The sequence below is a fragment of the Haladaptatus halobius genome, assembly GCF_020618475.1.
GTDB lineage: Archaea > Halobacteriota > Halobacteria > Halobacteriales > Haladaptataceae > Haladaptatus > Haladaptatus halobius.
In genome coordinates, this window is sequence record NZ_CP085336.1 from 617,973 (window position 1) to 643,396 (window position 25,424).

The 25,424-nt window shown below is 51.7% G+C and carries 16 protein-coding genes and 5 pseudogenes; 9 read left to right on the forward strand and 12 right to left on the reverse strand.

Features of this window, described 5'->3' with window-relative positions; all coding sequences use genetic code 11:
• The first annotated feature begins 194 nt into the window (after positions 1-194).
• On the forward strand, positions 195-1,355 hold the full coding sequence (locus LIW51_RS19955; protein WP_227378186.1) for a CobW family GTP-binding protein: 1,161 nt from the start codon (positions 195-197) through the stop codon (positions 1,353-1,355).
• A gap of 5 nt (positions 1,356-1,360) precedes the next feature.
• On the opposite strand, the gene LIW51_RS19960 is transcribed toward LIW51_RS19955, so the two are convergent.
• On the reverse strand, positions 1,361-1,522 hold the full coding sequence (locus LIW51_RS19960) for a hypothetical protein (RefSeq protein WP_227378187.1): 162 nt from the start codon (positions 1,520-1,522) through the stop codon (positions 1,361-1,363).
• A gap of 74 nt (positions 1,523-1,596) precedes the next feature.
• Positions 1,597-2,754 (reverse strand): glutathione-independent formaldehyde dehydrogenase, encoded by a 1,158-nt coding sequence (locus LIW51_RS19965; protein ID WP_227378188.1) that lies wholly within the window; start codon positions 2,752-2,754, stop codon positions 1,597-1,599.
• A gap of 244 nt (positions 2,755-2,998) precedes the next feature.
• Here LIW51_RS19965 and LIW51_RS39305 point away from each other — a divergent pair.
• Positions 2,999-3,169: pseudogene (locus LIW51_RS39305) on the forward strand (RNA-guided endonuclease TnpB family protein); the annotation flags it as partial.
• A gap of 295 nt (positions 3,170-3,464) precedes the next feature.
• Here LIW51_RS39305 and LIW51_RS19970 read toward each other — a convergent pair.
• The 4 genes from LIW51_RS19970 to LIW51_RS19985 all read right to left on the reverse strand — a co-directional run bounded on the left by LIW51_RS19970 (position 3,465) and on the right by LIW51_RS19985 (position 8,323).
• Positions 3,465-4,475 carry an aromatic ring-hydroxylating oxygenase subunit alpha gene (locus LIW51_RS19970; RefSeq protein ID WP_227378189.1) on the reverse strand — a complete coding sequence of 337 codons (1,011 nt, stop codon included), beginning with the start codon at positions 4,473-4,475 and terminating at the stop codon, positions 3,465-3,467.
• A gap of 1,042 nt (positions 4,476-5,517) precedes the next feature.
• On the reverse strand, positions 5,518-5,877 hold the full coding sequence (locus tag LIW51_RS19975; RefSeq protein ID WP_227378190.1) for a hypothetical protein: 360 nt from the start codon (positions 5,875-5,877) through the stop codon (positions 5,518-5,520).
• A gap of 90 nt (positions 5,878-5,967) precedes the next feature.
• Positions 5,968-7,101 carry an aromatic ring-hydroxylating oxygenase subunit alpha gene (locus tag LIW51_RS19980; protein ID WP_227378191.1) on the reverse strand — a complete coding sequence of 378 codons (1,134 nt, stop codon included), beginning with the start codon at positions 7,099-7,101 and terminating at the stop codon, positions 5,968-5,970.
• Between the two features lie 778 nt (positions 7,102-7,879).
• Entirely contained in the window at positions 7,880-8,323 is a 444-nt protein-coding gene (locus LIW51_RS19985) for a GlcG/HbpS family heme-binding protein (RefSeq protein ID WP_227378192.1), read from the reverse strand.
• A gap of 728 nt (positions 8,324-9,051) precedes the next feature.
• On the opposite strand from LIW51_RS19985, the gene ilvA (LIW51_RS19990) reads away from it, so the two are divergent.
• Complete coding sequence (gene ilvA / locus LIW51_RS19990) at positions 9,052-10,317, forward strand: threonine ammonia-lyase (protein WP_227378193.1); 1,266 nt, start codon at positions 9,052-9,054, stop codon at positions 10,315-10,317.
• A gap of 17 nt (positions 10,318-10,334) precedes the next feature.
• Here the strand turns inward: ilvA (LIW51_RS19990) and LIW51_RS39310 are convergent.
• A pseudogene (locus tag LIW51_RS39310) lies at positions 10,335-10,595 on the reverse strand (RNA-guided endonuclease TnpB family protein); the annotation flags it as partial.
• A 775-nt stretch (positions 10,596-11,370) separates the two neighbouring features.
• Positions 11,371-11,910 (reverse strand): hypothetical protein, encoded by a 540-nt coding sequence (locus tag LIW51_RS19995; RefSeq protein ID WP_227378194.1) that lies wholly within the window; start codon positions 11,908-11,910, stop codon positions 11,371-11,373.
• Between the two features lie 331 nt (positions 11,911-12,241).
• On the opposite strand from LIW51_RS19995, the gene LIW51_RS20000 reads away from it, so the two are divergent.
• Entirely contained in the window at positions 12,242-12,466 is a 225-nt protein-coding gene (locus LIW51_RS20000; RefSeq protein ID WP_227378195.1) for an SWIM zinc finger family protein, read from the forward strand.
• A gap of 181 nt (positions 12,467-12,647) precedes the next feature.
• Here LIW51_RS20000 and LIW51_RS20005 read toward each other — a convergent pair whose 3' ends face one another.
• Together LIW51_RS20005 and LIW51_RS20010 are read right to left on the reverse strand one after the other, a co-directional pair.
• Complete coding sequence (locus LIW51_RS20005) at positions 12,648-12,914, reverse strand: HalOD1 output domain-containing protein (RefSeq protein WP_227378196.1); 267 nt, start codon at positions 12,912-12,914, stop codon at positions 12,648-12,650.
• 870 nt (positions 12,915-13,784) lie between these two features.
• Complete coding sequence (locus LIW51_RS20010) at positions 13,785-14,192, reverse strand: hypothetical protein (RefSeq protein WP_438267401.1); 408 nt, start codon at positions 14,190-14,192, stop codon at positions 13,785-13,787.
• A 547-nt stretch (positions 14,193-14,739) separates the two neighbouring features.
• Here LIW51_RS20010 and LIW51_RS20015 point away from each other — a divergent pair.
• Together LIW51_RS20015 and mobA are read left to right on the forward strand one after the other, a co-directional pair.
• On the forward strand, positions 14,740-16,536 hold the full coding sequence (locus tag LIW51_RS20015) for a BCCT family transporter (RefSeq protein ID WP_227378197.1): 1,797 nt from the start codon (positions 14,740-14,742) through the stop codon (positions 16,534-16,536).
• 719 nt (positions 16,537-17,255) lie between these two features.
• Positions 17,256-17,933: a molybdenum cofactor guanylyltransferase gene (gene mobA, locus LIW51_RS20020; RefSeq protein WP_227378198.1), complete on the forward strand. Its 678-nt coding sequence runs from the start codon at positions 17,256-17,258 to the stop codon at positions 17,931-17,933.
• A gap of 812 nt (positions 17,934-18,745) precedes the next feature.
• Here the strand turns inward: mobA and LIW51_RS39315 are convergent.
• Positions 18,746-18,877: pseudogene (locus tag LIW51_RS39315) on the reverse strand (hypothetical protein); the annotation flags it as partial.
• 447 nt (positions 18,878-19,324) lie between these two features.
• Between LIW51_RS39315 and LIW51_RS39320 the strand changes: the two are divergent.
• Positions 19,325-19,763: pseudogene (locus LIW51_RS39320) on the forward strand (dihydropteroate synthase); the annotation flags it as partial.
• A 902-nt stretch (positions 19,764-20,665) separates the two neighbouring features.
• On the opposite strand, the gene LIW51_RS20045 reads toward LIW51_RS39320, so the two are convergent.
• Positions 20,666-20,941: a hypothetical protein gene (locus LIW51_RS20045; protein WP_227378201.1), complete on the reverse strand. Its 276-nt coding sequence runs from the start codon at positions 20,939-20,941 to the stop codon at positions 20,666-20,668.
• Between the two features lie 294 nt (positions 20,942-21,235).
• Between LIW51_RS20045 and LIW51_RS20050 the strand changes: the two genes are divergently transcribed.
• Entirely contained in the window at positions 21,236-23,788 is a 2,553-nt protein-coding gene (locus tag LIW51_RS20050) for a GcvT family protein (RefSeq protein WP_227378202.1), read from the forward strand.
• A gap of 86 nt (positions 23,789-23,874) precedes the next feature.
• A pseudogene (ilvA, locus tag LIW51_RS20055) lies at positions 23,875-25,072 on the forward strand (threonine ammonia-lyase).
• The last annotated feature ends 352 nt before the right edge of the window (positions 25,073-25,424 follow it).

Genomic DNA, 25,424 nt, shown 5'->3' on the forward strand with positions numbered 1-25,424 from the left:
GTGTTGTCCTCACCGTTGAAATGCAGCAATGGATGAGGAGATTTGTAAACCAGCATCCGTTGACTGACAAACTAATGTTGAGATTAGTACGTTTATATTGGTTAAAAACTTATCAGGTTGAAAAGCCGGCGTAAGGAGCGAGCCCATATCTACTCAGTATATTTACATTTAAACGCTCCAACCGAGGTTTCATTATGCACCGTCATGAGTTTTTATACATTATGCACGAATCAGTAGAAGACATTCCGATAACGGTTATATGTGGTCCGCTGGGGGCAGGTAAAACAACATTAGTCAACCGACTACTAAAAAACTCTGGAGAGAGGCGAATAGCCGTCATTGTCAACGATATGGGCGAAGTGAACATCGATGCAGAGTTAGTCGAAGACGAGACAGAAGAGGGGGTTATCGACCTCTCGAATGGGTGCATTTGCTGTCGCCTTCAAGAAGATTTAGTGACGGAGGTAACCCGTCTAGCTGATCAACGATCGTTTGATCACCTTGTTGTTGAAGCTTCGGGGATCAGCGAACCAATTCCCATCGCTCGATCACTAACGGTCGGCTTGGAGGAAAAGAGCCTTTCAGACCGCTTCGATCTAGATACTACCGTTTCCGTTATTGACGCCTATGGATTCTGGAAAGCGTTCGATCCCGAGGAATCGCTTCCGGACTCTGTGCCCGGCCCAAAGCGTCCATTGACGGAAGTGTTAGTCGATCAAATCGAGTTTTGCGACGTGCTGTTACTGAACAAGTGTGATATGGTTCCTGAAAAAGCGCTAAACGCGGTTGAGGCGGCAATTGAGGAACTTCAGCCACGTGCAGAAATTCACCGGACGAGATACAGTCAAATAAACCCAAATGATGTGCTTGACACTGGTCTATTCGACTTTGAGGAAGCGAAACGGCAGCAAGGCTGGAAACGAGCTCTAGCCAACGGTCAGGACAAAGCCGGCAATGAGAACCATGACCATAGCCACAAGCATAGTGGTGAAGCAGTTTCGGCAGCGACTGCCCATGGGGTAGAATCGTTTGTCTATTATCGGGATCGGCCGTTCTATCCAACACGATTCAACAGTTGGCTTGACGAATGGCGTGGTAATATCATTCGCGCGAAAGGATTCGCGTGGATATCGAGTCGTCCAGGGACTGTTCTTGGTATAAGTCAGGCGGGCCCGGAAGTACAGGCCGGCCCCATTGGCCGGTGGGGGGACGACGAACCGATGACCAGACTAGTGTTCATTGGGCGTGACCTTAATGAAGTTGACCTGACTGCAGAACTTGACGACTGTTTGGCGACAGCTGAAGAACAAGCTGCGGAAGATCTTGAGGATCCCTTCCCCCGCAATTCCGACTAATCAGATTAGGTAGCGCCGTAGCCGACTTCCTCGCGAAGTTCGTCCCACGAATCATGGAACCCGTAGGTTGCTTCTGACTCTACACTAACAACAGTCTGGTAGACGTCGTCGTACTCCAACAACTGAGTCCAGCCATCATGGTATCGGAAGCTACAGTATTGACACATGTACACTCGTATCCTATTTAGGAATATAGAAGTATCGGTAAAATCTGGAAGAGAGGAGAACGAATTCGGTGGAATTAGGGTTCCAGCAGAACCTTTGTGACGCCTTCTTCACGATTGTCGAATTTCTCGTACATCTCTGGCGCGTCCTCTAGGTCGACACGGTGCGAGACGACCCAACTGGGGTCAGCTCGACCTGAAATAATCATGTCGCGGAGTTCACGGTTGTATTCTTTGACGTTACACTGGCCGGTGCCGAGAGCTTGACCTTTCTCGAAGAGGAGGCCGAAGTCGATGCCGAGGCGGCCCTGTGCAGCCATGTCGTCGGGTGCGCCAGGGTCGTCAGGCACATACAGACCAGGAATCCCGAGCTCACCAGTTGGACGAACAGTCCGGATGAGGTTGTTAATAACGATGGCCGGATTTTCACGAGCTGGGTCATATGCACCATCACCCTCCTTATCTGGGTCAATCGCCTGATAACCGACAGCGTCGACGCCTTTATCAACACCACCGCCATGAAGGTTCTTGATTTGTTCGACAGGATTGCCTTCCTCAAAGTTGATCGGGATTGCATCGCAGTGCTCTTCTACGAGTTCAAGGCGGCTCGGGACGCGATCCACCACGTAAATCTCAGAAGCACCCTTAAGCTTCGCACTGTACGCTGCCATCAATCCGACTGGACCAGCGCCGTATATCGCAACGGAGTCGCCTGCCTCGAGATTGGCGAGTTCTGTACCGTGCCAGCCAGTCGGGAAGATGTCAGCCAGTAAGGCAAACGAATCTTCGTGTTCTCTTCCCTCTGGAAGTTTAAGCGCGTTGAAATCTGCAAATGGGATGCGGAGTTTTTCGGCTTGACCGCCTTGGTATGGTCCCATTGCGACGTACCCATATGCCCCACCTGCGAAGCCAGGATTAACGTTCGTACAGAAACCTGTGTAACCGCTCTCACAGTTCTCACAGAATCCACAAGCAACGTTAAACGGGGCGACAACGCGGTCTCCTTTTTCAAGGCTACTGACTGCGTCTCCGACCTCCGTCACGGTACCCATATTTTCGTGTCCAAATACGATTCCCGGTTCCGCGGCCGTCCTCCCTTCGTACATATGGAGGTCGGACCCACAAATACATGACGTTGTGATGTCAATTACTACATCATTTGGATGTTCGATTGCCGGTTCTTCAACTTCTTCGACTGCGACCTCATGTTCGCCTTTAAAGACGACAGCGTCCATGGACATCGTTTGTAATACTCCATTCATCTTCTCTGGGCGACCATATTTATATCTATGGTCTACTTGGAAAATCACAAAAATGGATTCTTGAGAATGAATAATAGTGGACAGCTTGTGTCTTCTAATAATTGTTCTTCTGATGGTTTGTGGTATATACTTCACGGGCTGCCAAGACGAATACCCTGAGGCCTGGTCCCGAGGCGATCCATTGTCTCAAACGAATTTGTGGATGCTTTTGGGAATGTACGTTGAAAACGATGACTTCCAGTTTCAGATGGAGCTTGCAATATCGTGACGGTGATTGGTATCTCCACTTTCGATGCGAAAAGTGAGGGACGACGAAACGCCCGAATCAGAGGCCAAGCACAGAACAGTCCTGGGTGTGGATTTGGGCATCAACAATATCACAGTTGCTTAGACAGGTCGACAGAGACGCACCCATAGATGTGCGCTTGGATTGCGTGACATTGAATATGAATGACGAATATTCGACTACCGCTCTCAGCGGTTAGAACGGGAATCCATGCGAAAGCCTCGAAACTTGAGCCCCGAGGCAATTTATAGAGAGCCATTCCACTGTTCGTACGAAGATGTGACGTACAGAGCTGAGTGGGGATTGGAATAACGAAGAATAACCCGAAGTACCCCGCACTGTGAGGTTCAGGGTAGTTGATCAGCGTAAAGTAATGCTGGCCGCTGTCTCATATCATCTATGAATTGTAGGCGTCCTGTGCGAGCTGGTGGAATCTGTGGACAGTATGTTCATTCGGCCCAAGCTGTGCTTGTGAAAGTGCACCTGTTTGCAGTCCTGCCCACTGGCGTTCAACCAACTCGAAGTCCTCCTCTTGCAGTTGACGACTTGTTCGAATGAAATTCATCTCTTCCTCGGAGAGCTCTGGACTCTCGAAGTAGTAGTCTGCGATGAGCTGGAACCGGTTGGTGTCGATCGGGTCGATGATATATGTGCCGTAGCCGTCGGCGGTACCATACATATTGACCGTGAAGTTCGGCCAGAAGTAGTGGAACTGAGCTTCGTGTTCGTCATGAATTCGTAGCTCATCATCGACATCCTGTCTATGTTTGTAGTGAAGCACCCAATGGTAGTCGTTGACTTCAAGTTCAGATTTCTTAAGCCGTAGCCCTTTTACCCAGTCCTGATGGTTCGCTTGGCAGTGGTCACACTCTGAATAGTTGCTGCTGAATACCTTCCAGTTGCACTCAACCTCCGAAACGATGCGATTTGCGTGTTCGTATTTGCCGAGTGGAAGCGCTTCCAGACGATCTTTCATCACGCCAGCCTGTTCGTCAAGTGGCATCGGATCGTCGCTCAGATTGACGAAGATGAGTGGTCCAATTGAGTCCACGCGTACGTCATCTAAATCATCAAGCTCGCCAGTATCGAGTCGACTTGGATCATCCATTGGAGCCTCTGGCACATGCTCTGAGCCATCACGTGCTGAGACATTGTGGAACACCTGGATTGAATCATCGTCGTCACGGAGGACAACCAACCCACGACCGCCGACGGATCGAGTGAAGTACTGCCCTGCTTCTTTGATGCAGTTTGCGTGACCGGCATAAACCCAGTACTGGCCGAATATTTTGTCTTTCTCCAATTCAAGAATTTCTATATCAGTGAAATATCTCGCTGGCAACGCATTCGACTTTTCAGTAATATCCGGGCTTACAGCTTTCGTCTGGGCTTCGTTCCACTGTGTCATACATTACGATTCTAGAGATGACTACCCAAAAGAGCTGGGCAGTACTATATAGCACTATTATAAGCAATACCAAACGAGGTCTACAGCCGAACTGTGTAACTGCGTTCGAGATTCGTGGCACACGAAGTGAACGGACTGTCCTCGAACATACCGACGGCTTGTACGGTATTCATGTTATTCAGCTTGAAGCAGCGGGGAACCAGAGAGTGCGTGAGGTGAGGAAACAGCAAAACCTATCTGGGTTCGAGAACATTCCTACCAATCGTACGGATTCAGATACAATCGTAATGCGAACGCGTCGTTGTACGTGTTGCAGAGGGACTTTTCCGAATGAGGGCTAGGATGGCCCAAAGACGCGCCTGTGACTCCATGAGAGTTCTGCTAGTCCCTGAAGCGTGAAGTAGGCTAGGGAGTAAAAGGCTGATCAATTTCCTTCACCTTTGAGCGAAGGCCTGTGACTTTACTGGCGATTCCGAAATAGGCGAAACAAGCCTCAGAAGGTAGCAATTGGGGCGACAGCACGCAGACTACTCCGTATCATTGTACTACATGGTCAGGTACAAGGAGATATATATTCCACCATGGGTAAGCGTCTGAAGGACGCCCGAAAGCCGTCTTTCTTGAGGGTTCACAGCACGCTGAACAGATGACGTATTTTCTCGTGGTGGAAGATGATCACGTCGTCAGAGTACCGTCTGTTAATTCTGGTTTTTCACAGAAGCCCCATCTGTGGGGAGCCGAAGAATTACAGCGTCAACAGTAGTTTGCTAGGGTAGCAGGAATCTCAAAGATGAAGACGGCGCTTCCTACGGACATGTATTCGGTGTCTACAAAGCGTGTTGTCGAAACAGAAAGCTCAAAGCTTGATCTGAGGCGATTCATAAGGTAGTAAATCTCAGCAAGTCAAATATTCCGTCGGAACGATTGATCCATGCCGGAGATAGTGATCTTACTGATATTCCGGAGTAGGCGAATATTACTCAGAGTGTCGAGCTTCACCTCCCGTATCCGATAACCCGGGAAAATCGATTTTGAAGCCGGTCTAAAATGCGCATAAGTGGTCGTCCTGTGGTTCGTATAGTCCACCACCCATTCTTATCTCGTGGATTTGATCCAACGTCTCTTTGACTGACAGGCCTCGTTCGTTCATCACCGCCGCGATGATACCGACAGGAACACCATTTTGGTGGTGTTCTTCGAGTTGGCGAATGATGCCTTTGAGGTCCTGCGCAGTAATTCCGGTGTCTAGGTCTGTGTCTGCATGTTTTATCTTAATATCATGACCTGTTACCCGGTAATGTCGCCGGTAGAAGTCGATGATTTCGTTTGGACTATCGGTCTGTTGTGTAGCGTCACACTCTGGACAAGCAGCGACGTACGGTGCCTGGTCTTGTGAACTCATGTTGTGTATTGTAATGCGTTAATGTACCACATCTGTTCCTTTATTGATCACGTGTCGAAGGGTGGGGAACACTGGTCATAGGAGGCACTGTTAGGAGTCATATGCATTCTGTGCGAGCTGATGGAATCTGTGGACAGTATGTTCATTCGGCCCAAGCTGTGCTTGTGAAAGTGCACCTGTTTGCAGTCCTGCCCACTGGCGTTCAACCAACTCGAAGTCCTCCTCTTGCAGTTGACGACTTGTTCGAATGAATTCCTCTTCTTCCTCGGAGAGCTCTGGACTCTCGAAGTAGTAGTCTGCGATGAGCTGGAATCGGTTGGTGTCGATCGGGTCGATGATATATGTGCCGTAGCCGTCGGCGGTACCATACATATTGACCGTGAAGTTCGGCCAGAAGTAGTGGAACTGGGCTTCGTGTTCGTCGTGAATTCGTAGTTCATCCTCCACATCTTCATCGTGAGTATAGTGAAGCACCCAATGGTAGTCGTTGACCTCGAGCTCGGACTCGTTGAGTGAGATCCCTTTTACCCAGTCCTGATGGTTCGCTTGGCAGTGGTCACACTCTGAATAATTGCTGCTGAATACCTTCCAGTTGCACTCAACCTCCGAAACGATGCGATTTGCGTGTTCGTATTTGCCGAGTGGAAGCGCTTCCAGACGATCTTTCATCGCGCCAGCCTGTTCGTCAAGTGGCATCGGATCGTCGCTCAGATTGACGAAGATGAGTGGTCCAATTGAGTCCACGTGTACATCGTTTAGGGCGTTCTCCTTGGAATCAAATTTCTGGACGTTTTCATCTTTAAGATCAGGATTCAGATGAGCTTCCTCAAAGCTTTTAGGCGTACTTCTAAGCTCTCCTTCGAGATCGTACGTCCAGAGATGATATGGACACTTAATCCGACGAGCGTTTCCGGGGTCAGTCATTGGGGTGTCGTCAACCATCTTTGAGCCACGATGGGCACAGACGTTATCAAATGCTTTGACCTCTCCATCATGCCCACGTACGATGATTAGTTGTCGCTCTCCAACTGTGCGAGTGAAGTACTGCCCTGCTTCTTTGATGCAGTTTGCGTGACCGGCATAAACCCAATACTGGCCGAATATCTTATCTTTCTCCAATTCAAAAATTTCTGGGTCAGTGAAGTACTTGGCTGGCAATGCGTTTGATTTCTCTGTGATATCTACACTTACAGATTCGGTTTGGGAATCATCCCACTGAGTCATACAACGGTACCAATACACCAGCTATAAAAAACAGTTAACCCGTAATAATGAACATGGCTATAATCTAGCGGGGATCTGGAGAATTTACTCTTTCACTTTCAGGCTTATTGGACGAGATCATCACACGGTATTTCTTCGTCTTCTTTCGCGGCTTGGAATAGTATATCTCGAGCATCCTTACGCTCTTTATAAACTAACTATTCTGCCGAAGGTTCGAGGACCATAGAATAGCCAGAGCACGATATCTGTGGCGTGGTGAAAGTTCGTTCGAATACTGGACTATAAGGCAGATGTTTCCGACTGTCGCGTAGTTCACTGAACCTGAGAGACACGATGAATGTATGTTTGAACTGTGGTGTGAATACACAACCCAACCATAGATGCGAGAACACAGTTATCTGGCCTATGGATTCTGGGGTAGCCGTGATTTGAACACTGCTGGTACATTCTTTTCACGCTCTATGGGTATGGCGAATCAAGGCAGATGAAGACTGCACGCTATGTCTGAAATATCAAAACTGACACTGTATCAACATCCAGGATGCCGAAAAGGTTTCTCAGATCAAACAGAGTAACACTACTATAAATCTTATTTCTGGATCAAATGAATCTCGAACTGATTCTTGTATTGAAATGCCCTCAATTCGAGTACAAAATGTCGGGTCGCGGGATTGGGGAGTAGCGTGACCTCACGACCCATGGTGTGTTGGAATTTGTGTGGGACAGTTTAAACGCTTACCCTGGGCGACACCCTATCTATACGTCTATCCGACGTCAATCAGTCGTCTGCTGTGACTGTTTTCCCCTCGTCAAGGTCCTGCCAGTGTGCGACACCTGCTTCGGCAACCTCTTGATCTTGACTGACTTCGCCACCGGAAACACCGATTGCACCGACAACTTCACCATCTCGCTCAAGTGGGTAGCCCCCACCGAATATAACAATCCGACCCTCGTCAGTCGTTTGCAGGCCATACAGCGAGTTGCCCGGCTCAGACGGCTCGGCCAGCTCGTGGGTCGGCATGTCCAGTGCAGCCGACGTGTAAGCTTTGTTCCGCGAGATGCTAACAGAGGCTAGCCAAGCACTATCCATCCGATGCTGGGCAATGAGATTTCCTTCGCTATTTACAACAGTAATGACCATCGGGTTATCGATGTCTTCCGCTTTCTCTTCTGCTGCTTCGATCAACTTAGTCGCTGTCTGTAGCGGAATTGAGTCTACCATTCCATGACAACCAAGCGATGTCGGTGTTAAATAGATTATTATTCTCTCCCGATCGACTGTATACTGTATCAACTTTAACTAGGAAAATTGCGCAGGTAGGCGTCTAATCTCCACTTATTGCTATCTCAGAACTCACGGCTGAGACTGAGTGCTGAAGCAATATAGACTCGCAGTCGCTCAGAATTCAGTGCAATTGACATTTTCTGTTTCCTATTTATTCGTGTCTACATAGTTTGTGTTGTATGTGCTGTAGCATTCTGGAAGAGACAACTTGTGCTACAGATCACCAACCCGTACGATCAAGTAGAAAATAACACCTCTATCACTGTTAAGTAGATTCCAAATTACGACCTCTAAATGTCCAAATATTTACTATAATTGGTCTGCGTTAGTGTAAACGGTAATTATATCTGCTGCCAGTTAGCATCTCTCGATGTCACGTTATGAACGCAAACAATAGCTTGCCGGACCAAGCAGACACTGTCATTATCGGGGCTCGGGGAATCGATTGTTTACACGTACCTGCCAACAGAATTGGCCGAGACTGGAACCTCTCTTCAGATTCAATGCGAAGGAGAATACTACGATACGACAGTACGTGATGAGCTCCTGTTCGACCTGGGCCGCAACAAGATTCTTAAGTAACGTTCGTTAGTATGACAATGCCATGATAAAGTAATAACCAATTGTTGTATCGTCCACTAAACTAGAGCTACAATGGAAATAAGATGAGTGAACCCCAAGAAACCTTAATCGAATACGAGGATATTAAACGAGCAAACGAACGATTAGACGATGAGACAGTAGTCAAACGAACACCAATCGAACAGAGTACATCGCTTGGTGAGTTTGTTGGCGGAGATGTGTACCTGAAAATGGAGCATCTCCAATGGACTGGGTCGTTCAAGACAAGAGGAGCGTACAACAAAATTAAGCAAGACGTCGAACGTGGCATCGATAAGTTCATTGCTGCCAGTGCAGGCAACCACGCACAAGGTGTGGCGCTTGCAGCTACAAAGTGCGATGCAAATTCGACAATTGTGATGCCGAAGACTGCACCACAGGCGAAAGTAGATGCAACTCGTAAATACGGTGCAACTGTCGAACTCGTCGGACAAGACTTCCAAGATGCGATGGAATACGCACAGAACCAAGCAGCCCAGAACGCCGCTGCTGAGTTCGTCCACGCGTACGACGATTGCGACATCGTTGCTGGACAGGGTACCTTAGGTATTGAAATATATGAGGACTGTCCAGACGTCGATACAGTTGTTGTTCCCATCGGCGGCGGTGGACTCATCAGTGGTATCTCAACAGCTATCAAACAACTGTCGCCAGACACACGTATTGTTGGCGTTCAGGCGGTTGGCGCTGAAACCGTCCACGAAAGCCTCGATAAGGGCGTTCCTGTGACGCTTGACGAAGTCGACACGATTGCCGATGGTATCGCAACCGGTGGGATTTCGTCGCTCACACTTAACCTTATTAAGGAGCACGTTGACGAGATTGTTACTGTTACCGATTCAGAAATATCGCGTGCAATTCTCTTATTGCTAGAGCGAGCGAAGCAAGTTGTCGAGGGTGCTGCGGCAGCGTCTGTCGCAGCCATTCTAAGTGATGATCTTGACGTACGTGATGAGACGGTCATGCCACTACTTTGTGGCGGCAATCTGGACATGACCATGCTTCAGACGGTCCTAATTCATGCACTTACCGAACGCGAACAACTTTTGCAACTGCGTGTACGAATCGAAGATACTGCGGGGAAAATGGAGAAAGTCTCTGGTGTAATCGCTAGCCACGGTGCAAATATCCGCACCGTTCGGCACGATCGGTCGGTAGATAACTTGGCCATCGGTGAAGCGTATCTCGTGTTCGAGGTCGAAACCAGTGGCATGGAACAATCGCGGTCGATAGTCGAGTCCATCCAAGCCGAAGGGTACGCTGTCGAAGAAATGAATCGAAAGCGAGCACAGCAAGGAAAGGCGTTATGAAGATTCCGGGTGCTGGACTACCCTATTCTATTCACGGTTGACGCCGTTCGCTCTCTGAGCGGAGGGCTTTCTACTTCCACGATCTGCTTTGCAGATACAGGCGTATTCACAGGGAGTGCAGTCTCCAAGAACGGTGATTCAAAGTATTCCACTCCTACATTGCCGAGACAACGAGAAAGAGCATTCCACGCTGCGTTCACGTCTCTAACTGCCTCAAACCTACAGGTGGGAGAGGACTGTTCACGGACCCACAACGGCTTGTTCGTCGAAATGCCACACACTCCTTAGTTGTTCCCTCGCGGGTTGACCGCCACGAAGTTTCTGAACGCAATTGAACCGGTGTGGAAAAGCCTCAGGCGGCAACTTTCGCCGTACAGAGTCAAGAGTACGGAAGTGATCCGTGCTCTCGTCTCTGAGTGCTTTCTCGCACTCACCAAACGACTGAGCTTCGCTGGCCACTGGAATGAAATGTTCTTTTCCCACCCTTCCCCGCCAGTCTCTCAAACGATGGGTGATCGTCGTCTTAGCGCTTGGGGTGTTCCTTGCGGCAACCAGTTCCACGGTTCATCTTCCATCCATAGATAGCTTGACACAGGCAAAGCCCCAGCCAGTCTTGCACTGTACCATCATTTCACACGAGGAAGCGTACAAACTAACACAGGACACTCAGGGTGGGAAACTAACAGATAGCTGTATTCAAACCAATAAAAGTCACGTCACGCTGCAGGGACGGAGGCATACCCTTCGTAGAAATAGCGCCACCGATTCCACAGCGGTTTCCGTCTCACACCCGCGGGGCGTGACCGACGTGACCGTTCGGTCAGTCAAAACGACAGGCTGGAATCACGGTGTTCACGTCTCCAACGGTTCTGAAATCACGATCAAGCATGTCGATGCCTGGAAGAACGCCGAGAGAATCACGGTGTGGAATAGTATCCACGTCGTCATTACAGATATGCGGCTGACGAACAATCTCTTCGGCCTCGTGGTTGATCGAGCCACCAGCTCTCGCTCTCGGCAGTACATATCGAACACAACGTTTTTGAGACTGTTTTATGCAGTGACCAGCAGAATGAAAAGGATTAAGATCAGTATGAATCCCGCACCGTACCCCTCAGTTTCTGCATCCATTGGTACGCTGTTCTGGAGGCAGTGTTCGCGTGTGTCCGTACTATCTTTGTTTTCCATGGCTGCCTGAAGACGCTCGAATTGCTGAGTATTGATCTGATCGAGATACTCGTAGACCGCATTTGGAGCGGTATTGAATCCATCGGGAATGTCGATATCTGTGAGATAATTGACCAATTCCATAATGATTTCCTCATGGTCATCGTGTATCTTGATGGAATCGACATCCATCTTGGTGACGACATCGTTCTTAACAGTCGCCTCAAATCCTTCAATGGTGATCATCTCCTTTGTTTCACCATCGATAGTTGGCGTGAACTGAAACTGCTCGAGATGGAACTCGTAGTCGGTGAGTGATAGACCATTCAAACCGAAGGAATCACTCTGCTCGTCTTCGTGACCAGCAACCGTGCATTTGCTATCGTTGTTGTCACCACCAGCAACAGACCCGGAAATCGCCCCCATGATGATTGTTGACCCGAGGAGCTGAACTAGAGTGCGCCGCGATTGTTGGAGTGGAAACTTTTCGTATCGACCTCTGGGGGAGTCCCGTCGGACATTAGTTGCATACAAACATCCATAGTGAGTAGTTTAGCTACTTACTTCCTGAATTTGGTAACAAGAAGCCCATTCGAAGGTTTTGATGGTAAGTACTTCCTACCGGGTGCGTTTAATCAATTGATGGATGGGATTAGCTGTTTTGCTGCCCTCCTAATGATGCCCCGAACTCATCGAATTTACGAATGAGAGTCACGAGACGCCCGCAGATAACCAGCACGTCGTCTCGATCGACGACGTGACCGACGAACTGATGGCCTGCACGTGTCCGCATCACGTGCACCGCAATGCTTACTGCAAACACATGGCTGCAGTCGAAAACGCAATCGCCGACGGGACGCTCGAGGCGTTCCCTTCGGAGGACGAAGACGATGCCGAACCAGAAGACTGTGACTGCGATGGCCTCGGTGATTTCCCGTGCTGGCCATGCGTGAGAAATGGACGAAAGGAACTGCCGAACTAATCCACGCTTCAGCCCTTTTTATCCATGGTACGGCAAGTGACGGTCTCGGCTATCACCGACCAGCGAACGCTGGCAGAAAGCGCGGATGCAACGAGGGGAGAGGTTTCACTCCTGCATTCTACAGGCGGAACTGGCCGAGTGCCCCGGAGCTTGACCCCGAGCGATTCGGATAAAGTCGCTGTTACCGATCACTGTTCAGCGTCAGTGGATTTTCGACAACGACATCGCCGTCTTCGACTGTGACATTGCAGTCCACGTACTGAAATTGCACCGAAACAGAGGAGTGACCATCTGTTCGACAGAGGATATCGAGCGCATCTGGATCGAGCACGGTCCCAAGGGGAGGGTCGAGATCCATCGGTTCGACGCCCAGGACGTTCGCGACCGCCTTGATGACGCGTATCGTGGTGGTCGTTCGATCGGAGTCTGAGTCTATGGCGCTACTCATACACTATGTGTGGCTATGTCTCACAATGACTGTTAACGAGGAGTACTCCGCATATTCATATGGGTGTCATCCATATTCGGTTATGGAGAGAACCCGAAAGACTGCGCTCCGTTGACGAAGATGTCGGTGTAGACCATCTGGGAAGAGAATATGCTCACGGACTCTCCCCAAACCACAACTGAGAGTACTCGTTTATCAAGGCTCTTTGTCTCGACACCTAAGGCGGCACATTCTTTCGTAGTTTCTGCGGAACGACCTGAACGAAGCGCTTTTCTTCGCGTGTTACACTCGTGTCCACTTATTTGCAGAAAAGTACCCACGTAGCTGATTCTCGATTTCGATAGTTCGTGCCAAACGCTACCATTCAAGTATCATTTATATTTTCGGTTGGTACGAAATCATATTCTCGGGTTAGTAGTCCGCCAACACATACAAAACATCTTGTGCATACTCTTCGAGCCATCGTGAAACATTACCACTCGATGCCGTTGCTTCTCTCGTATTCACCCCTTTCAAGATCAGATTATTTTACTAAGAATTTATACGACGACAGAAGCAAGCTCCTTCTAGCTTAGAACGGATAACAAAATCCCAAGGAGTATGGGGTGTTCAGTCATGTTAAAAACCATATGATAACGATTTAATCCGATGAGTTTTTGGATAGCAGAGAGACGGCAAAGATAAATAGCTTGTAATGACTGACAGTATACTCGCGGAACCGATAGTAGTACGGATCGCCGGGTGTGATACAACGAAGGTCGCAGCGGCTGCGCCAGAGAAGGCTGATGCCTCAATCGTGGAAGTCGGATCGACAGGTGTGCCGAGTGTCGAGCCGCTCGTCATTGCAACCACGGAGGGTCAGAGCACGTTCTATGCGAACGCGACACTCGAGGAGGCAGAGGATGTTGCAGCCGCTCTCGATAAACCGACATGTGTGCTTCCGGACGCGAATGCATCTGTCGTGCACGACGATACGTCGTCTCTCCCGATTCCAAACCTCGATGGGTTCACTGACGCGCGGTCGGTACGTGCACGGTGTGGATGGTTGCGGCCGGCGAATTCGTACCCTTTCTCCGTGTCGGCGTCGACGCGAGTGATACCAACGTCAATGATGGTTACATCTTCGGAGAGTATCTCGCCATCTATCATCTCGGGGATTCCAGCGGTGGTGACGATGAGTCGGCGCTGCAGGTCTTTTGCGGTGAGATCATCCATCCTGGAATGACAGACTGTCGTCGCATTAGATTCAGGTTCACGTGAGGAAGAGGTCTGTCTCAACCATTTTTAGAATGAGTTGATTGATACTTTGGCTAGCAGCCCATGAAACTCGATTTATAATCATTCTGAACACCATTAGTTCACCTATATCAGAGTCTCGAAACGCCTTTTTCCTCACAAATTATTGAAGATAAATGGGGTTCCAAGTAGCAAACAAACTTAGTCAGTATTCAGGCTCTTGCGTCTATTTATTTGACGACTCATCCTAAAAAGAAGGTTTATTTTCACAACCAAAACCCTAAAACTGTCGGTGTCATTCTAATCTCAGTCCCAGGGTTTATAACATAAGCACGAATGCCTTTGTGTGAGGTTAGATAACGCATCCGGGCAAACGTAGTATTCGTAAGTTCAGTGCTGTGAAGCGGCTCGCCAACATATAACGTAGAACCACACAACTCGGTTACGTTTGGTTCTAATACCGGAATAGAGCCTTGAGTCGATACATACCAAAACCAAAAGTACTGTACGAGTTAATCTCGAAGTATTAAAACCTTAGAACATGAGCACATTCGATCGAAAGCTGCAACATTACAGAAAGCGATAAATTATGTCAGATAGTGATAAAGAAATGGACGGGCTGTCGAACGGTCTCCAAGTGGATCTGTTACACCCGGAAACGGATCGTGAGCCTGGTGATACAAACATCGAAAAGTGGGGATTCGATGTCCATCCAGTTGTGTTTCCGATTTCACTGGTTATCATTGTCGCGTTCCTTGTGGTGACAACCATTCTCGGTAACCAGGCGTCGGAAGTGTATAGTACTATTTTTACTTTTATAACGGGTAACTTCGGCTGGTTTTACATCCTGGCTGTGAATCTGTTTATCGCCGTCCTCCTGTATTTTGCATTCAGCAAGTATGGAAAGATACGGATTGGCGGCGTAGAAGCTGAAAAGGAGTTCAGTGACTTCGCTTGGATGGCCATGTTGTTCAGCGCTGGTATGGGGATCGGCCTTATGTTCTTCAGCGTCGCCGAACCAATGTGGCACTTCGGCAGCAGTGCTTCGAGTTCCATGGTTGTTCCGCCCGCGTTCAACGCAAAAGGTGGCACCTCCGAGGCAGCCGTTGTGGCAATTGTACAAACGTTCTTCCACTGGGGATTCCACCCATGGGCCATCTACGCATTAGTCGGTCTCGGACTCGCCTTCTTCTCGTTCAACCGTGGACTGCCATTAACGTTTCGGTCAATTTTCTGGCCCTTGCTCGGCGAGCGGATCTATGGATGGCCGGGACATATTGTCGATCTAATTACGGTGTTCGCGACATTGTTTGGTCTTTCAACTTCGCTTGGTCTCGGCGTCGCACAGATCAACACTGGACTCTCATATGTCGGTGGTAACATCCTCGGTATTGTGAATGTCCCCACAGGGACGATTCCACAAATAATTCTCATCGCCGCGATTACCGCTATTGCGACGGCCTCGGTCGCAGCAGGCCTCGACAACGGCATCAAGCGCCTAAGCACGATAAATATCTACCTGATGTTCGCCATGTTAGCGTTCTTAATCATCGTCGGTCCGACGCTCTACATCTTCGGAAGCTTCACTCAGGGATTCGGCACCTACTTGGGCAACTTTTTCAAGCTAAGCTTCTTCACAGGAACAATCGGTGGCGGAACCAAACTCGGCAGTTATACCGTCAAAGAGTGGATGGGGAACTGGACAATCTTCTACTGGGGCTGGTGGATCGCGTGGTCACCGTTCGTCGGTATGTTCATTGCGCGCATTTCAAAAGGCCGCACGATTCGGGAGTTCGTCCTAGGGGTATTGTTCCTCCCTGCTCTGTTCTCGTTCCTTTGGCTCGCCACCTTCGGAGGCTCAGCTCTTTGGGTCGAGTTGGTGGGAAGCAGCGGTATCGCGTCAGCTGTCGCGAATCAAGGACAGACAGTCGCAATGTTCGCTTTGCTGAAACAGTTCCCGCTCGGCGGTGTCTCCGGTTTACTTGCCACTCTCCTCGTAATTACGTTCTTTGTTACATCCTCCGACTCAGGGTCGTTGGTCGTTGACCACCTAACCTCGGGTGGTAAGCATGATGTGTCGAAGATACAACGAGTTTTCTGGGCAGTTACCGAAGGCGTTGTCGCAGCCACCCTACTTGTGGGTGGTGGACTGAGCGCACTGCAAACAGCGTCGATCACAACTGGACTGCCATTCGCGGTCATTCTCTGTCTGATGTGTTACACTATATACCTCGGGCTTAAGAAAGAATATGAGATCCTCGAATCTGATCAATTCGCCGAACGCATTGAGGATATATCCACGAAGGAAGACGTCAGCGTGAACACTGCTAGTGATGGGATAGTCACCAGTGTGAAAGGAGGTTCTGACGCCGATAGCACCGACTGACAATACTTCAATTGGTATTTCATCTCTACATCCTGCTTCGGTGAAAGCACAACTGACTACCTGTACGCCACTTGAGTGAGCATTTTTAATCAAAATATGTAACTACAGGATTAAACCATGGCCAATTCTAAGAACTCGTTCCTGCACTGGGTAGAACATGGCCAGTTTGATGCTGTGGCAATGTACCGCACCAAAGAATTAGAAAAGGATGGTGTAGTATGTTTATCTGTCCCAATCACGATCGTTCACGGTCACCCTATGTTCCCCTTTCTTGCTGCCCCAGTGTAGCAATATCAATGAGTGATCGCGATTTTCCTTGTTTGGTATCGATCGATATACCTCCGGCTACCAAGAGTAGAATGCGGAGTTCACCGCCGTGTAAATTCTATTCTGAAGAGGTTATTTATATATCGTGTTATTATGACGCACTTTCATTTGGGTGGCTCTCTCAAGCACTCAAACACTACGAGTCCGAGCAGGCGGAAATAAAGTGTATAGAGGCGGTTTGATCCCACGAATCCGAATCGGATGGAGATCTGCGCGATACATTGGTCAACTGCAACTCCCTCGGCTGCGCGAGGAACGCGAGAGAACCACAAGTCTCGCCCTGATCGCAGTCCGTGATGAAGGTGGTAGAACCCGTACTGCTATCGAACGTTTGGCGACTCGAACTGTCGCGCGTATCAACCGAGTAGTTGTCCAACAGGAGGACACCCATAGTGACGGAATCGATTGAAACTGCTCTGGATGTGACTGGTCTTGTACTCGCGGGCGGCCAGAGCAGCCGCTTCGGCGACGCCGATGTAAACCAAGCCGTTGCAACGTTCGATAATCATACGCTGATCGGTCGCGTTGTCGATATTGTCACAGAAGCCATGGATCAGCCACTAGTAGCCGCTATCCGAACCGCCGACCAACGGAAGACGTATGCGGACGTACTGTCTGACCGTGACATAACATTCGTGTTTGACGATGAGGCATTCGAAGGTCTGTTGGCTAGTGTGTTCGGCGCAGTAGATACCGTCGATACATCCTGGGTGTTCAGTTGTGGCTGTGATATGCCGTTACTTTCGCCGGCAGTCATCCAATGGCTTGTCAACAAGCTCCAAGACAGCGTTCACACGTCTAATACGCCGCCTGCAGCGCTAGCGGTTCGACACCCTGACGGGACAATCGACCCATTGCATGCGCTGTACCGCCAGTCAGCAATCAAGCGTGTTCATAAACAACTTCCCTCGGCGGCAGGGCCGCGAATGTTGCTTGCGTCACTTGAGGAAGTCGTCGCGGTACCTGTAGATGCTGCGCCTGTCAATCTTCTCACCAAAGAGTCAATGACCAATATTAACACTCGGGATGAGCCCGAGACAGCGTCTTGTTGTCCAACGTCTTCACGATGACCGATATGCAGAAACAAATTCCCATGTTCAAGATAGGGAGAATGAATGCATTCGACAGTTAAACACCGTATAGCGACTGATTACGGGTGAGACAACATGGTTGGGACAAGTACGCTGATAACGTTGGTAGTTGCCGCTGAAGTGAGTTTGTTTATGGCCTTCGTTTCACGGTAGCGACAGGATGTTCGCGAGCTGTCGCATCGGACATCGACACAGACGCAACGGCCGGCCAGCGACACTTCCTGTTTGCGCTCAGTGGCCTTGTCGCGTTCTCTGCCGGCGGCAGCCAAGTCGGTCTTGCGGTCGGCCTCCTTTTACCGCTTCGGGACACGGTTTCCATCCCACTCGTCTGGATACTGGTCGGTGCAAATGAACTCGCACAACCTCCTTCAGTCACTCAGCTTTGAAGATCGGTTTACGGGTGCGCTGTTCGACCACGGCCGGCGCTTGCCTCCATCGCGTGCTCGACTGTGAACTGACTCAGGGTCACTCCCCGAGGCAGTGAACCTGTTTCATCTGCCGATGAGACTAACCCGTGCGGAGTTCAAACGGTATTCTCCGGGCATCGAAAGGATGCAGTACCTGCGGTAGGTGGGCGGAATAAAAGTAGGTGTAGTAGGGATGCAAGACCTCCAGTATGACTGGAAGGGGCCCGCTATGTGATATGGGACTAGGGCTACGAGTCCCATATTTGCGGAACCCAATCAATAGATGACGGTGCGGGTACTTTATACTATGCTTTGATCGAAATCAGTCATACACTGATTCTCAGACCTCTTCGATGTTTACCAGTCCTATTGTATTGTCTTCCGTCAATTTCCTTCGAGCGCTACCTCGATGCCCGCCTGACTTGCTGTAACGTCGACGACGTTGCGGAGGATCAATACGAGCGTCAGTGGCCCTATACCACCCGGGACGGGCGTGATGATGGATTCGACGACCGAGCAACGTTGGAGATCGTTGAGACCGAGGCCCTACGATTCGACTAACTCCCAGATCGGTTCCATATTGGTCGACTGTGCTTTCTTGTAGTCCGTTGGAATTGGCTCTTGGCTCTCGTCGGATACAAGCATTGTGCTCAGAGGTTTTATCGCATCACGGTGAGAATATTGTCATATTTGTTAACATTGGGATAGGATGTGTTTGCGGTCGTCCAGCGGATGCGTAACGTTACACAAAATATAATTTATATCATAAATAGGGGCTCGATGTTCATCGCAACCGACCTAGCCGGACAGTCGAGCCAACCAGTCACCGACTATCGCAAGCCTAATTGACGGCCTCCGATTCGGGGCGATACCGCATCTTGTGCGTGATTCAGTCACCACCGTTGCCGATTTGGCTGTAATCTCGTCGTTCAGTTAATCAGGTCGCCGCTGTGGGTATGAGTCATGGAGTATCATGAAACGGCGGACTACCTGATGTCCCTGCGACGGCGTCGTCCCAAACACGAGACGGAGACGACGGCCAAGATGCCTTCCCATTTCAAAAATCCGCAGGCCAACGCCGATTTCGTGCAAGTCGCCGGTTCTAACGGCAAAGGGAGTACAACGTGTATGCTAGAGAGCGTGCTTCGGACTGCTGGTCTGGATGTAGGACTTTCGTGAACAGATCCGTGTCAATGGCCGACCCATACCGAAAGAGCGAACCGCAGAGTACGTTGAGCGTATCGATCCCTGTCTCGAGCAACTTCAGATAGACGATGATATGCCGACACACTTCGAGGTTCTCACCGCGCTCGCTATCCACCACTTCGGTGTCGAAGACGTCGACGTCGCGATCCTCGAGGCCGGTATCGGCGGTCGCTATGATGTGACCAACGCGGTCGACGCTTCCAAGATAGCCGAAGGACTCCGTAACTGAATTTAGCTTCTGACCTGATTCACGATTTTAGTAACGGCTTTGTGCCAGACATTTCTGCTGGTCTTCTCAATCTCGATTCGGGTTAGTGAATCGTTACAAAACGTCTCGAAAAGGAGTGTTCCCCATATGTCGAAACAGGATATTTGAGAAAGCCAGAGGTGTGATATTCAGATACACCACTTGTAGGAATATCCGCGTAAGAGGACTTGAGTTCTTTGTTCTCCAGAGTTTGATAGAGAATGATAAGGCACTCATTCGTTGGAGTTTCCCAATATGGGAAAAACTCGCTCCGGAATAGTTGGGAGTGAAGCATTACACGCATAGTCATGTAATGGTAGATTCGCCATTGGCAACCAGAGAGCCTTATGTGTAAAGATCGGGGTGAGCATCATTTACTTTATTATTTTTGCTCTGGAAAGTCCTTCGACGCTGGATTCCCATTTCTGCCCTCGATTCGCAACCTCCGCTAATACCTCTCATTACATATTTGAGTGAAATATCACTTGTGGTATGGACCATATCGTTACATGCATGGTGCTGTAATGGTTATTTTGAATTGCGGACGGTCAGCGGATTTCCACGTTGAGTAAAGAGGGGATCGTGGCGTGAAGACGAGGAAATGAACACTGACCCTCCGCGGCCACTCCATCGCCAAAATATTTTGCCTCTCTGAAACTTTGTGTTCTCTGGAAGGTTATCGATCAAGAGATATGATCGCTGCCGAGCGGTGCTCAAAAACGGACAGGGGGATGACGGCGATACTATTGGCATTTCTCGGGAGTGCAGAAGGTTAGTTATCCTTGATCTGTTAGGTCGTGTTACACCCGAACGGAAAGAGTAGACCGTGCGGCGCTCACACTCACCTACTTCTATATTGCGAGACAGTCAACTTCGACCGGGGAACGGGGCGTGATGCCCACGTTCAAGCCTGCGAGCGGCGTGCCAGCGCTAGGTTCATGAACCGCAGTCCGGAGATGCACTCTGTCCCCGAGATCGTCGGTCTCGGTATCGACGACGAGTAGGCGGTCAGACGGGCCAACGCCCGACGAACGGCGACGGGTCCATCGGATACATCCACGCCCCGAGTCCTGCTCCACCGTCACACCCGCGTCACGCTCACGTTCTGCCGGAGTACGCAGAGCCATGGAATCACGTCAAGATCTCGTACGAGGGTGGGTGCGACGACACCGCTGCCCGCGAGAAGCCGTCTCTCGGCTAGTGACCGGTGACCAACCGGCAGCTCGCGCGTAGGTTATGCATCACGTGGCTGATTTATTGTGGTTTGTCATGCTATGCGGCCGCGAGTGTGGCGCCCGCGAGGCTGTACGAATTCCGGCTACGACGGCGATAGAACGCCAATCCAGACCGATCTGAGGCGGGGGGTCTCCGAGGGTACCGATGTATTTAACATACCAACAGTGCAATTGATCGCGGTAGAGATGCAAACTACAGACATTCCTACTCAGTCGACGACCGTCGTCATCGGCGCCGGCGCCGTGGGGTGTAGCGTCGCATACCACCTAACGGAGCTCGGAGCCGAGGACGTCACCGTCGTCGATCAGGGCCCATTACCGGTCACCGGCGGGTCGTCGGTCCACGCGCCGGGGATCGTCTTCCAGACGTCGCCATCAAAGGTACAGACAAAGGCGGCTCACTATACGACCCGCTTTCTCTCCGATATCGGGACGTACGACGAGGTCGGCGGCATTGAACTGGCACGGAGCGAGGAGCGCATGGACTTCCTCCAGCGCCGCATCGAGTGGGCGACCTCCTACGGGTTACCCGACCCCGAACTGTTCTCGCCCGAAGAAGTCGGCGAGCGGCTCCCGCTTGTGAACGAAGACGAGGTACTGGGGGGTTACTACTCGCCGACCGATGGTCGTGTCGACGGTATCGAGACCCTCCAGTGGTACATCCAGAATACACCCGCAACCTTCGTCGGAAACACCGAAGTGACCGACCTGCACGTATCCGACGGTGAGATAGAGGCGGTCGTGACCGATATGGGCCGGATTGACTGCGAGCGGTGTGTTATCGCGACAAACAACTGGGGATACCAGACCGGGCAACTGGCCGGGATCGACCTACCTATCGCGCCGGTTGAGCATCAATACGTAGTCACGGAACCGATGGAGGAACTGGCAAACGCTGAAGCCGCAGTCGGCGAAAACACGGCCGGACTCGACGTTCCCGGCAATCGGGACATCCAGGAGTACATGAGCGAGGGGCCGACCCATCCCGTCGGCCGCGATCAGGATCACTCACTATACTTTAGAACCCACGGCGATGCGCTTGGCATGGGGTCATACAATCACGAGACGCTGTCTGTTGACCCCGAGGAGATGGGGTCCAACACCGAGGATCGGCAGGCGTCTGTCCGGGGGTTCACGAAGAAACACTGGGAACGCCCGACCCATCCCAATCGGGACAAGTCCGCGAAGCAGGCGTTCGACGAGCTACTGCCGGCCAGCACGGACCAGGAGTATGCCGTCACCGAAAACGGCATCTTTGTGTTCACGCCCGACGGCATGCCTGCAGTCGGCGAGACGGCCCAGGTTGATGGGCTCTGGACTGCGCTCGCTATCTGGTGGACTCACTCTGCCGGCTACGGTCGCATCATCGCCGAATGGATGGAGAACGGCGTCCCGCGGCTCCCCTCGGGGCCTGTCGACTCCAGCGCCATCCACGTGCGGCGCTTCGAGCCGCATGTCGGCGAGAAGGACTTCTTTGTCGACCGCGGGGCAAAGCGGTACGAGCAGGTCTACAGCATCGTCGAACCGCGCTGGCAGCCTGACGACCACCGTGGACTGCGCACTAGCCCCTTCTACGGGCAGCAGCGCGACCTCGGCGCCGAGTTTGTGCAGAGCGGTGGATGGGAGTCGGCTCAGTGGTACGAGACGAACGCCGACCTCGTCAACCGGTACGAGGACCGTATTCCTGAACAGGATGGTTGGCAGGCGATTAACCGCTCGCCGATTGAGGGAGCCGAACACCTCCATACGCGAGAGCACGTGTCGATATTCGACATGACTACTTTCAGCTCGATCATGGTCTCGGGCGAGAGGAGCGGCGAGTACCTTCAGCAAATGTGCAGCAACGATATGGATCTCGAGGTGGGTCAGGTGCGCTACTCGCTCCTGTTGAATGAGGGGGGCGGCATCCTCGCGGACGTCACCGTCGTTTGTCTCGACGACGACGAGTACATGGTCACGACCGGAGGCGGCAATTCCCCTCGTATCCACGGCTCGTGGCTCAAAGAGCACGCCCCGGAGACCGTCTCGGTCAACATTGAGGAGGGTGCGAAGTCGACCATCGGTCTCTGGGGGCCAAAGTCCAGACTCTTGCTCCAGCGCTGTACCGACGCCGACGTCACCGATAACGGCTTCCCGTACTTCAGCGCGAAGCGGATGTACGTCGGCGAGGTGCCTGTCATCGCCCTTCGCGTCTCGTACGTCGGGGAGCTCGGGTGGGAATTGTGGGCGCCGATCGAGTACGGTCGGCGCCTCTGGGAGACGCTGTGGGAGGCCGGGCAGGATCTCAACGTACGACCAATGGGCGGCGGCGCTCTGGAGTCGATGCGTCTGGAAAAGGGGTTCCGGCTCTGGGGGACTGACATCGATACCGATGTGAACCCGTTCGAGGCTGGTCTTCCCTTCGCCATTGATATGGACACCGACTTCGTCGGCAGAGAGGCGCTTGAACGCGCGAAGGAGGACGGGATCGACTCCCGGATCACCCCCCTCACACTCGACGACTCGACCGACATTGCCCTGAGCGGGCGGCCGGTGCTCAAAGACGGCGAGCCAATCGGGTACGTTCAGGCCGGCGACTACGGCTACTCGATCGGCGAGTCGATCGCCTACACATACCTGCCGAATGAGTACGCCGAAGCCGGGACGTCGGTGAAGATCCGCTGTGAGGGTGAACTGTACGACGCGACGGCGCGCGACGAGCCGCTGTTCGACCCCGGCCGGGAGAAAATCCTGCGGTAGGTCGTGACCGGCCACTCGAATATGACGTTCACCACGAACCTATAACTGACAATAGCTCGGACGGACTCCCCGTCTAGTACGTAGATATCGAACGGGTCTCCAAACGTCTCGACGACGGCAGCGTCGTGAAGCGGACGCCGGTCGAGCGGAGCACCTCGCTCGGTGAGTTCGTCGACGCCGAGGTGTACCTGAAGATGGAACACCTCCAGTGGACTGGCTCGTTCAAGACCAGAGGAGCGTACACCAAAATCAGTCAGGACGTCGACCGTGACGTCGACAGCTTCGTCGCGGCGAGCGCTGGCAATCACGCCCGGGGGGTCGCGCTGGCCGCAACGAAGTGCAGGGCCGACTCGACAATCTACATGCCAGAGAACGCCCCGCAGACGAAGGTTGACACGACGCGCGAATACGGGGCCACAGTCGAACTCGTTGAGAAGGACTTTCAGGAGACCATGTCGCAGGCCCAGTCGGCGGTTGAGGGGACCGACGCCGAGTTTGTACATGCCTACGACGACACAGACATCATCGCCGGCCAGGGGACGTTGGGCATCGAAATGTATCACGACTGTCCCGAGGTCGACACCGTCGTCGTCCCATCGGCGGCGGGCTTATCTCGGGGATCTCGACGGCCATCAGCACCTCTCTCCCGAAACCCGCGTTGTCGATGTTCAGGCCACCGGGGCTAAGACGGTTCACAAGAGCTTAGACAAAGGGATGCCAGTGACGCTCGATCAGGTGGATACGATCGCAGACGGTATCGCGACCGGCGGCATCTCTGAGACAACGCTTGAAATCATTCAGCGCAACGTCGACGAGGTGGTCACCGTCCCGGACACCGAGATCGCCCGGGCCATCCTCGTGCTCCTCGAACGGGCCAAGCAGGTCGTCGAGGGAGCGGACGCCGCGTCGGTCGCGGCGCTTCTGAGCGACGACCTCGACATCGCCGGCGAGATGGTGATGCCGCTGCTCTGCGGCGGGAATCTGGACATGACGCAGCTGTAGACGGTGTTAGTCCACGCATTGACGGACCGACGACAGCTTATCCAACTTAGAGTGCACATCGACGACCAGCCAGGGGAGATGCGAGAGATCTCCGGCTGTATCGCCGATCAAGGGACCAACATCCGCAACGTTCGCCACGACCGATCCGTCGAGGATCTGGAAGTCGACGAGGCGTACCTCGTATTCGACGTCGAGACCAACGGCGAGCAACACTCGGCGTCGATCATCGTTTCGGTCGAGGCGGCCGGTTACCCTGTCAGTGACATCACGAGAACGACGTAATCGGGAGTGAGAAAGGGGATCGGTTGGGTAACTCCGCCCAGTAGGTCACGAGGACCACGCTCAGGAAGAGTAGGTTCGGCCACTAGAACCAGCTGTTCACCATCGACACTACCCTAACAGCGAGCAGCAACGGCGCGAGTGCGGCCGCGGCCGTCGCCGGAAGATTCCTCAGACCCAACCCACGAAACAGGGGGAGAAAGCGTTACTGCATGTCAGCCGACGGTTATTCTGCCTCCCCAGAACTCAATCGACGCGCGGCGTGGACCCGCCGTCACGTTCCAACGGGGTAAGAACACAACACATAAACTAAGTAATATGATTGATCGGAGGGACTCGTCACAAGTGATCCGTT

Excerpts from the sequence above, each read along its gene's own strand:
- LIW51_RS19955 (WP_227378186.1), top strand. The coding sequence starts at position 195 with ATGCACCGTCATGAGTTTTTATACATTATGCACGAATCAGTAGAAGAC.
- LIW51_RS19960 (WP_227378187.1), bottom strand. The coding sequence starts at position 1,522 with ATGTGTCAATACTGTAGCTTCCGATACCATGATGGCTGGACTCAGTTG.
- LIW51_RS19965 (WP_227378188.1), bottom strand. The coding sequence starts at position 2,754 with ATGGACGCTGTCGTCTTTAAAGGCGAACATGAGGTCGCAGTCGAAGAA.
- LIW51_RS19970 (WP_227378189.1), bottom strand. The coding sequence starts at position 4,475 with ATGACACAGTGGAACGAAGCCCAGACGAAAGCTGTAAGCCCGGATATT.
- LIW51_RS19975 (WP_227378190.1), bottom strand. The coding sequence starts at position 5,877 with ATGAGTTCACAAGACCAGGCACCGTACGTCGCTGCTTGTCCAGAGTGT.
- LIW51_RS19980 (WP_227378191.1), bottom strand. The coding sequence starts at position 7,101 with ATGACTCAGTGGGATGATTCCCAAACCGAATCTGTAAGTGTAGATATC.
- LIW51_RS19985 (WP_227378192.1), bottom strand. The coding sequence starts at position 8,323 with ATGGTAGACTCAATTCCGCTACAGACAGCGACTAAGTTGATCGAAGCA.
- ilvA (WP_227378193.1), top strand. The coding sequence starts at position 9,052 with ATGAGTGAACCCCAAGAAACCTTAATCGAATACGAGGATATTAAACGA.
- LIW51_RS19995 (WP_227378194.1), bottom strand. The coding sequence starts at position 11,910 with ATGGGGGCGATTTCCGGGTCTGTTGCTGGTGGTGACAACAACGATAGC.
- LIW51_RS20005 (WP_227378196.1), bottom strand. The coding sequence starts at position 12,914 with ATGAGTAGCGCCATAGACTCAGACTCCGATCGAACGACCACCACGATA.
- LIW51_RS20015 (WP_227378197.1), top strand. The coding sequence starts at position 14,740 with ATGTCAGATAGTGATAAAGAAATGGACGGGCTGTCGAACGGTCTCCAA.
- LIW51_RS20045 (WP_227378201.1), bottom strand. The coding sequence starts at position 20,941 with ATGGCTCTGCGTACTCCGGCAGAACGTGAGCGTGACGCGGGTGTGACG.
- LIW51_RS20050 (WP_227378202.1), top strand. The coding sequence starts at position 21,236 with ATGCAAACTACAGACATTCCTACTCAGTCGACGACCGTCGTCATCGGC.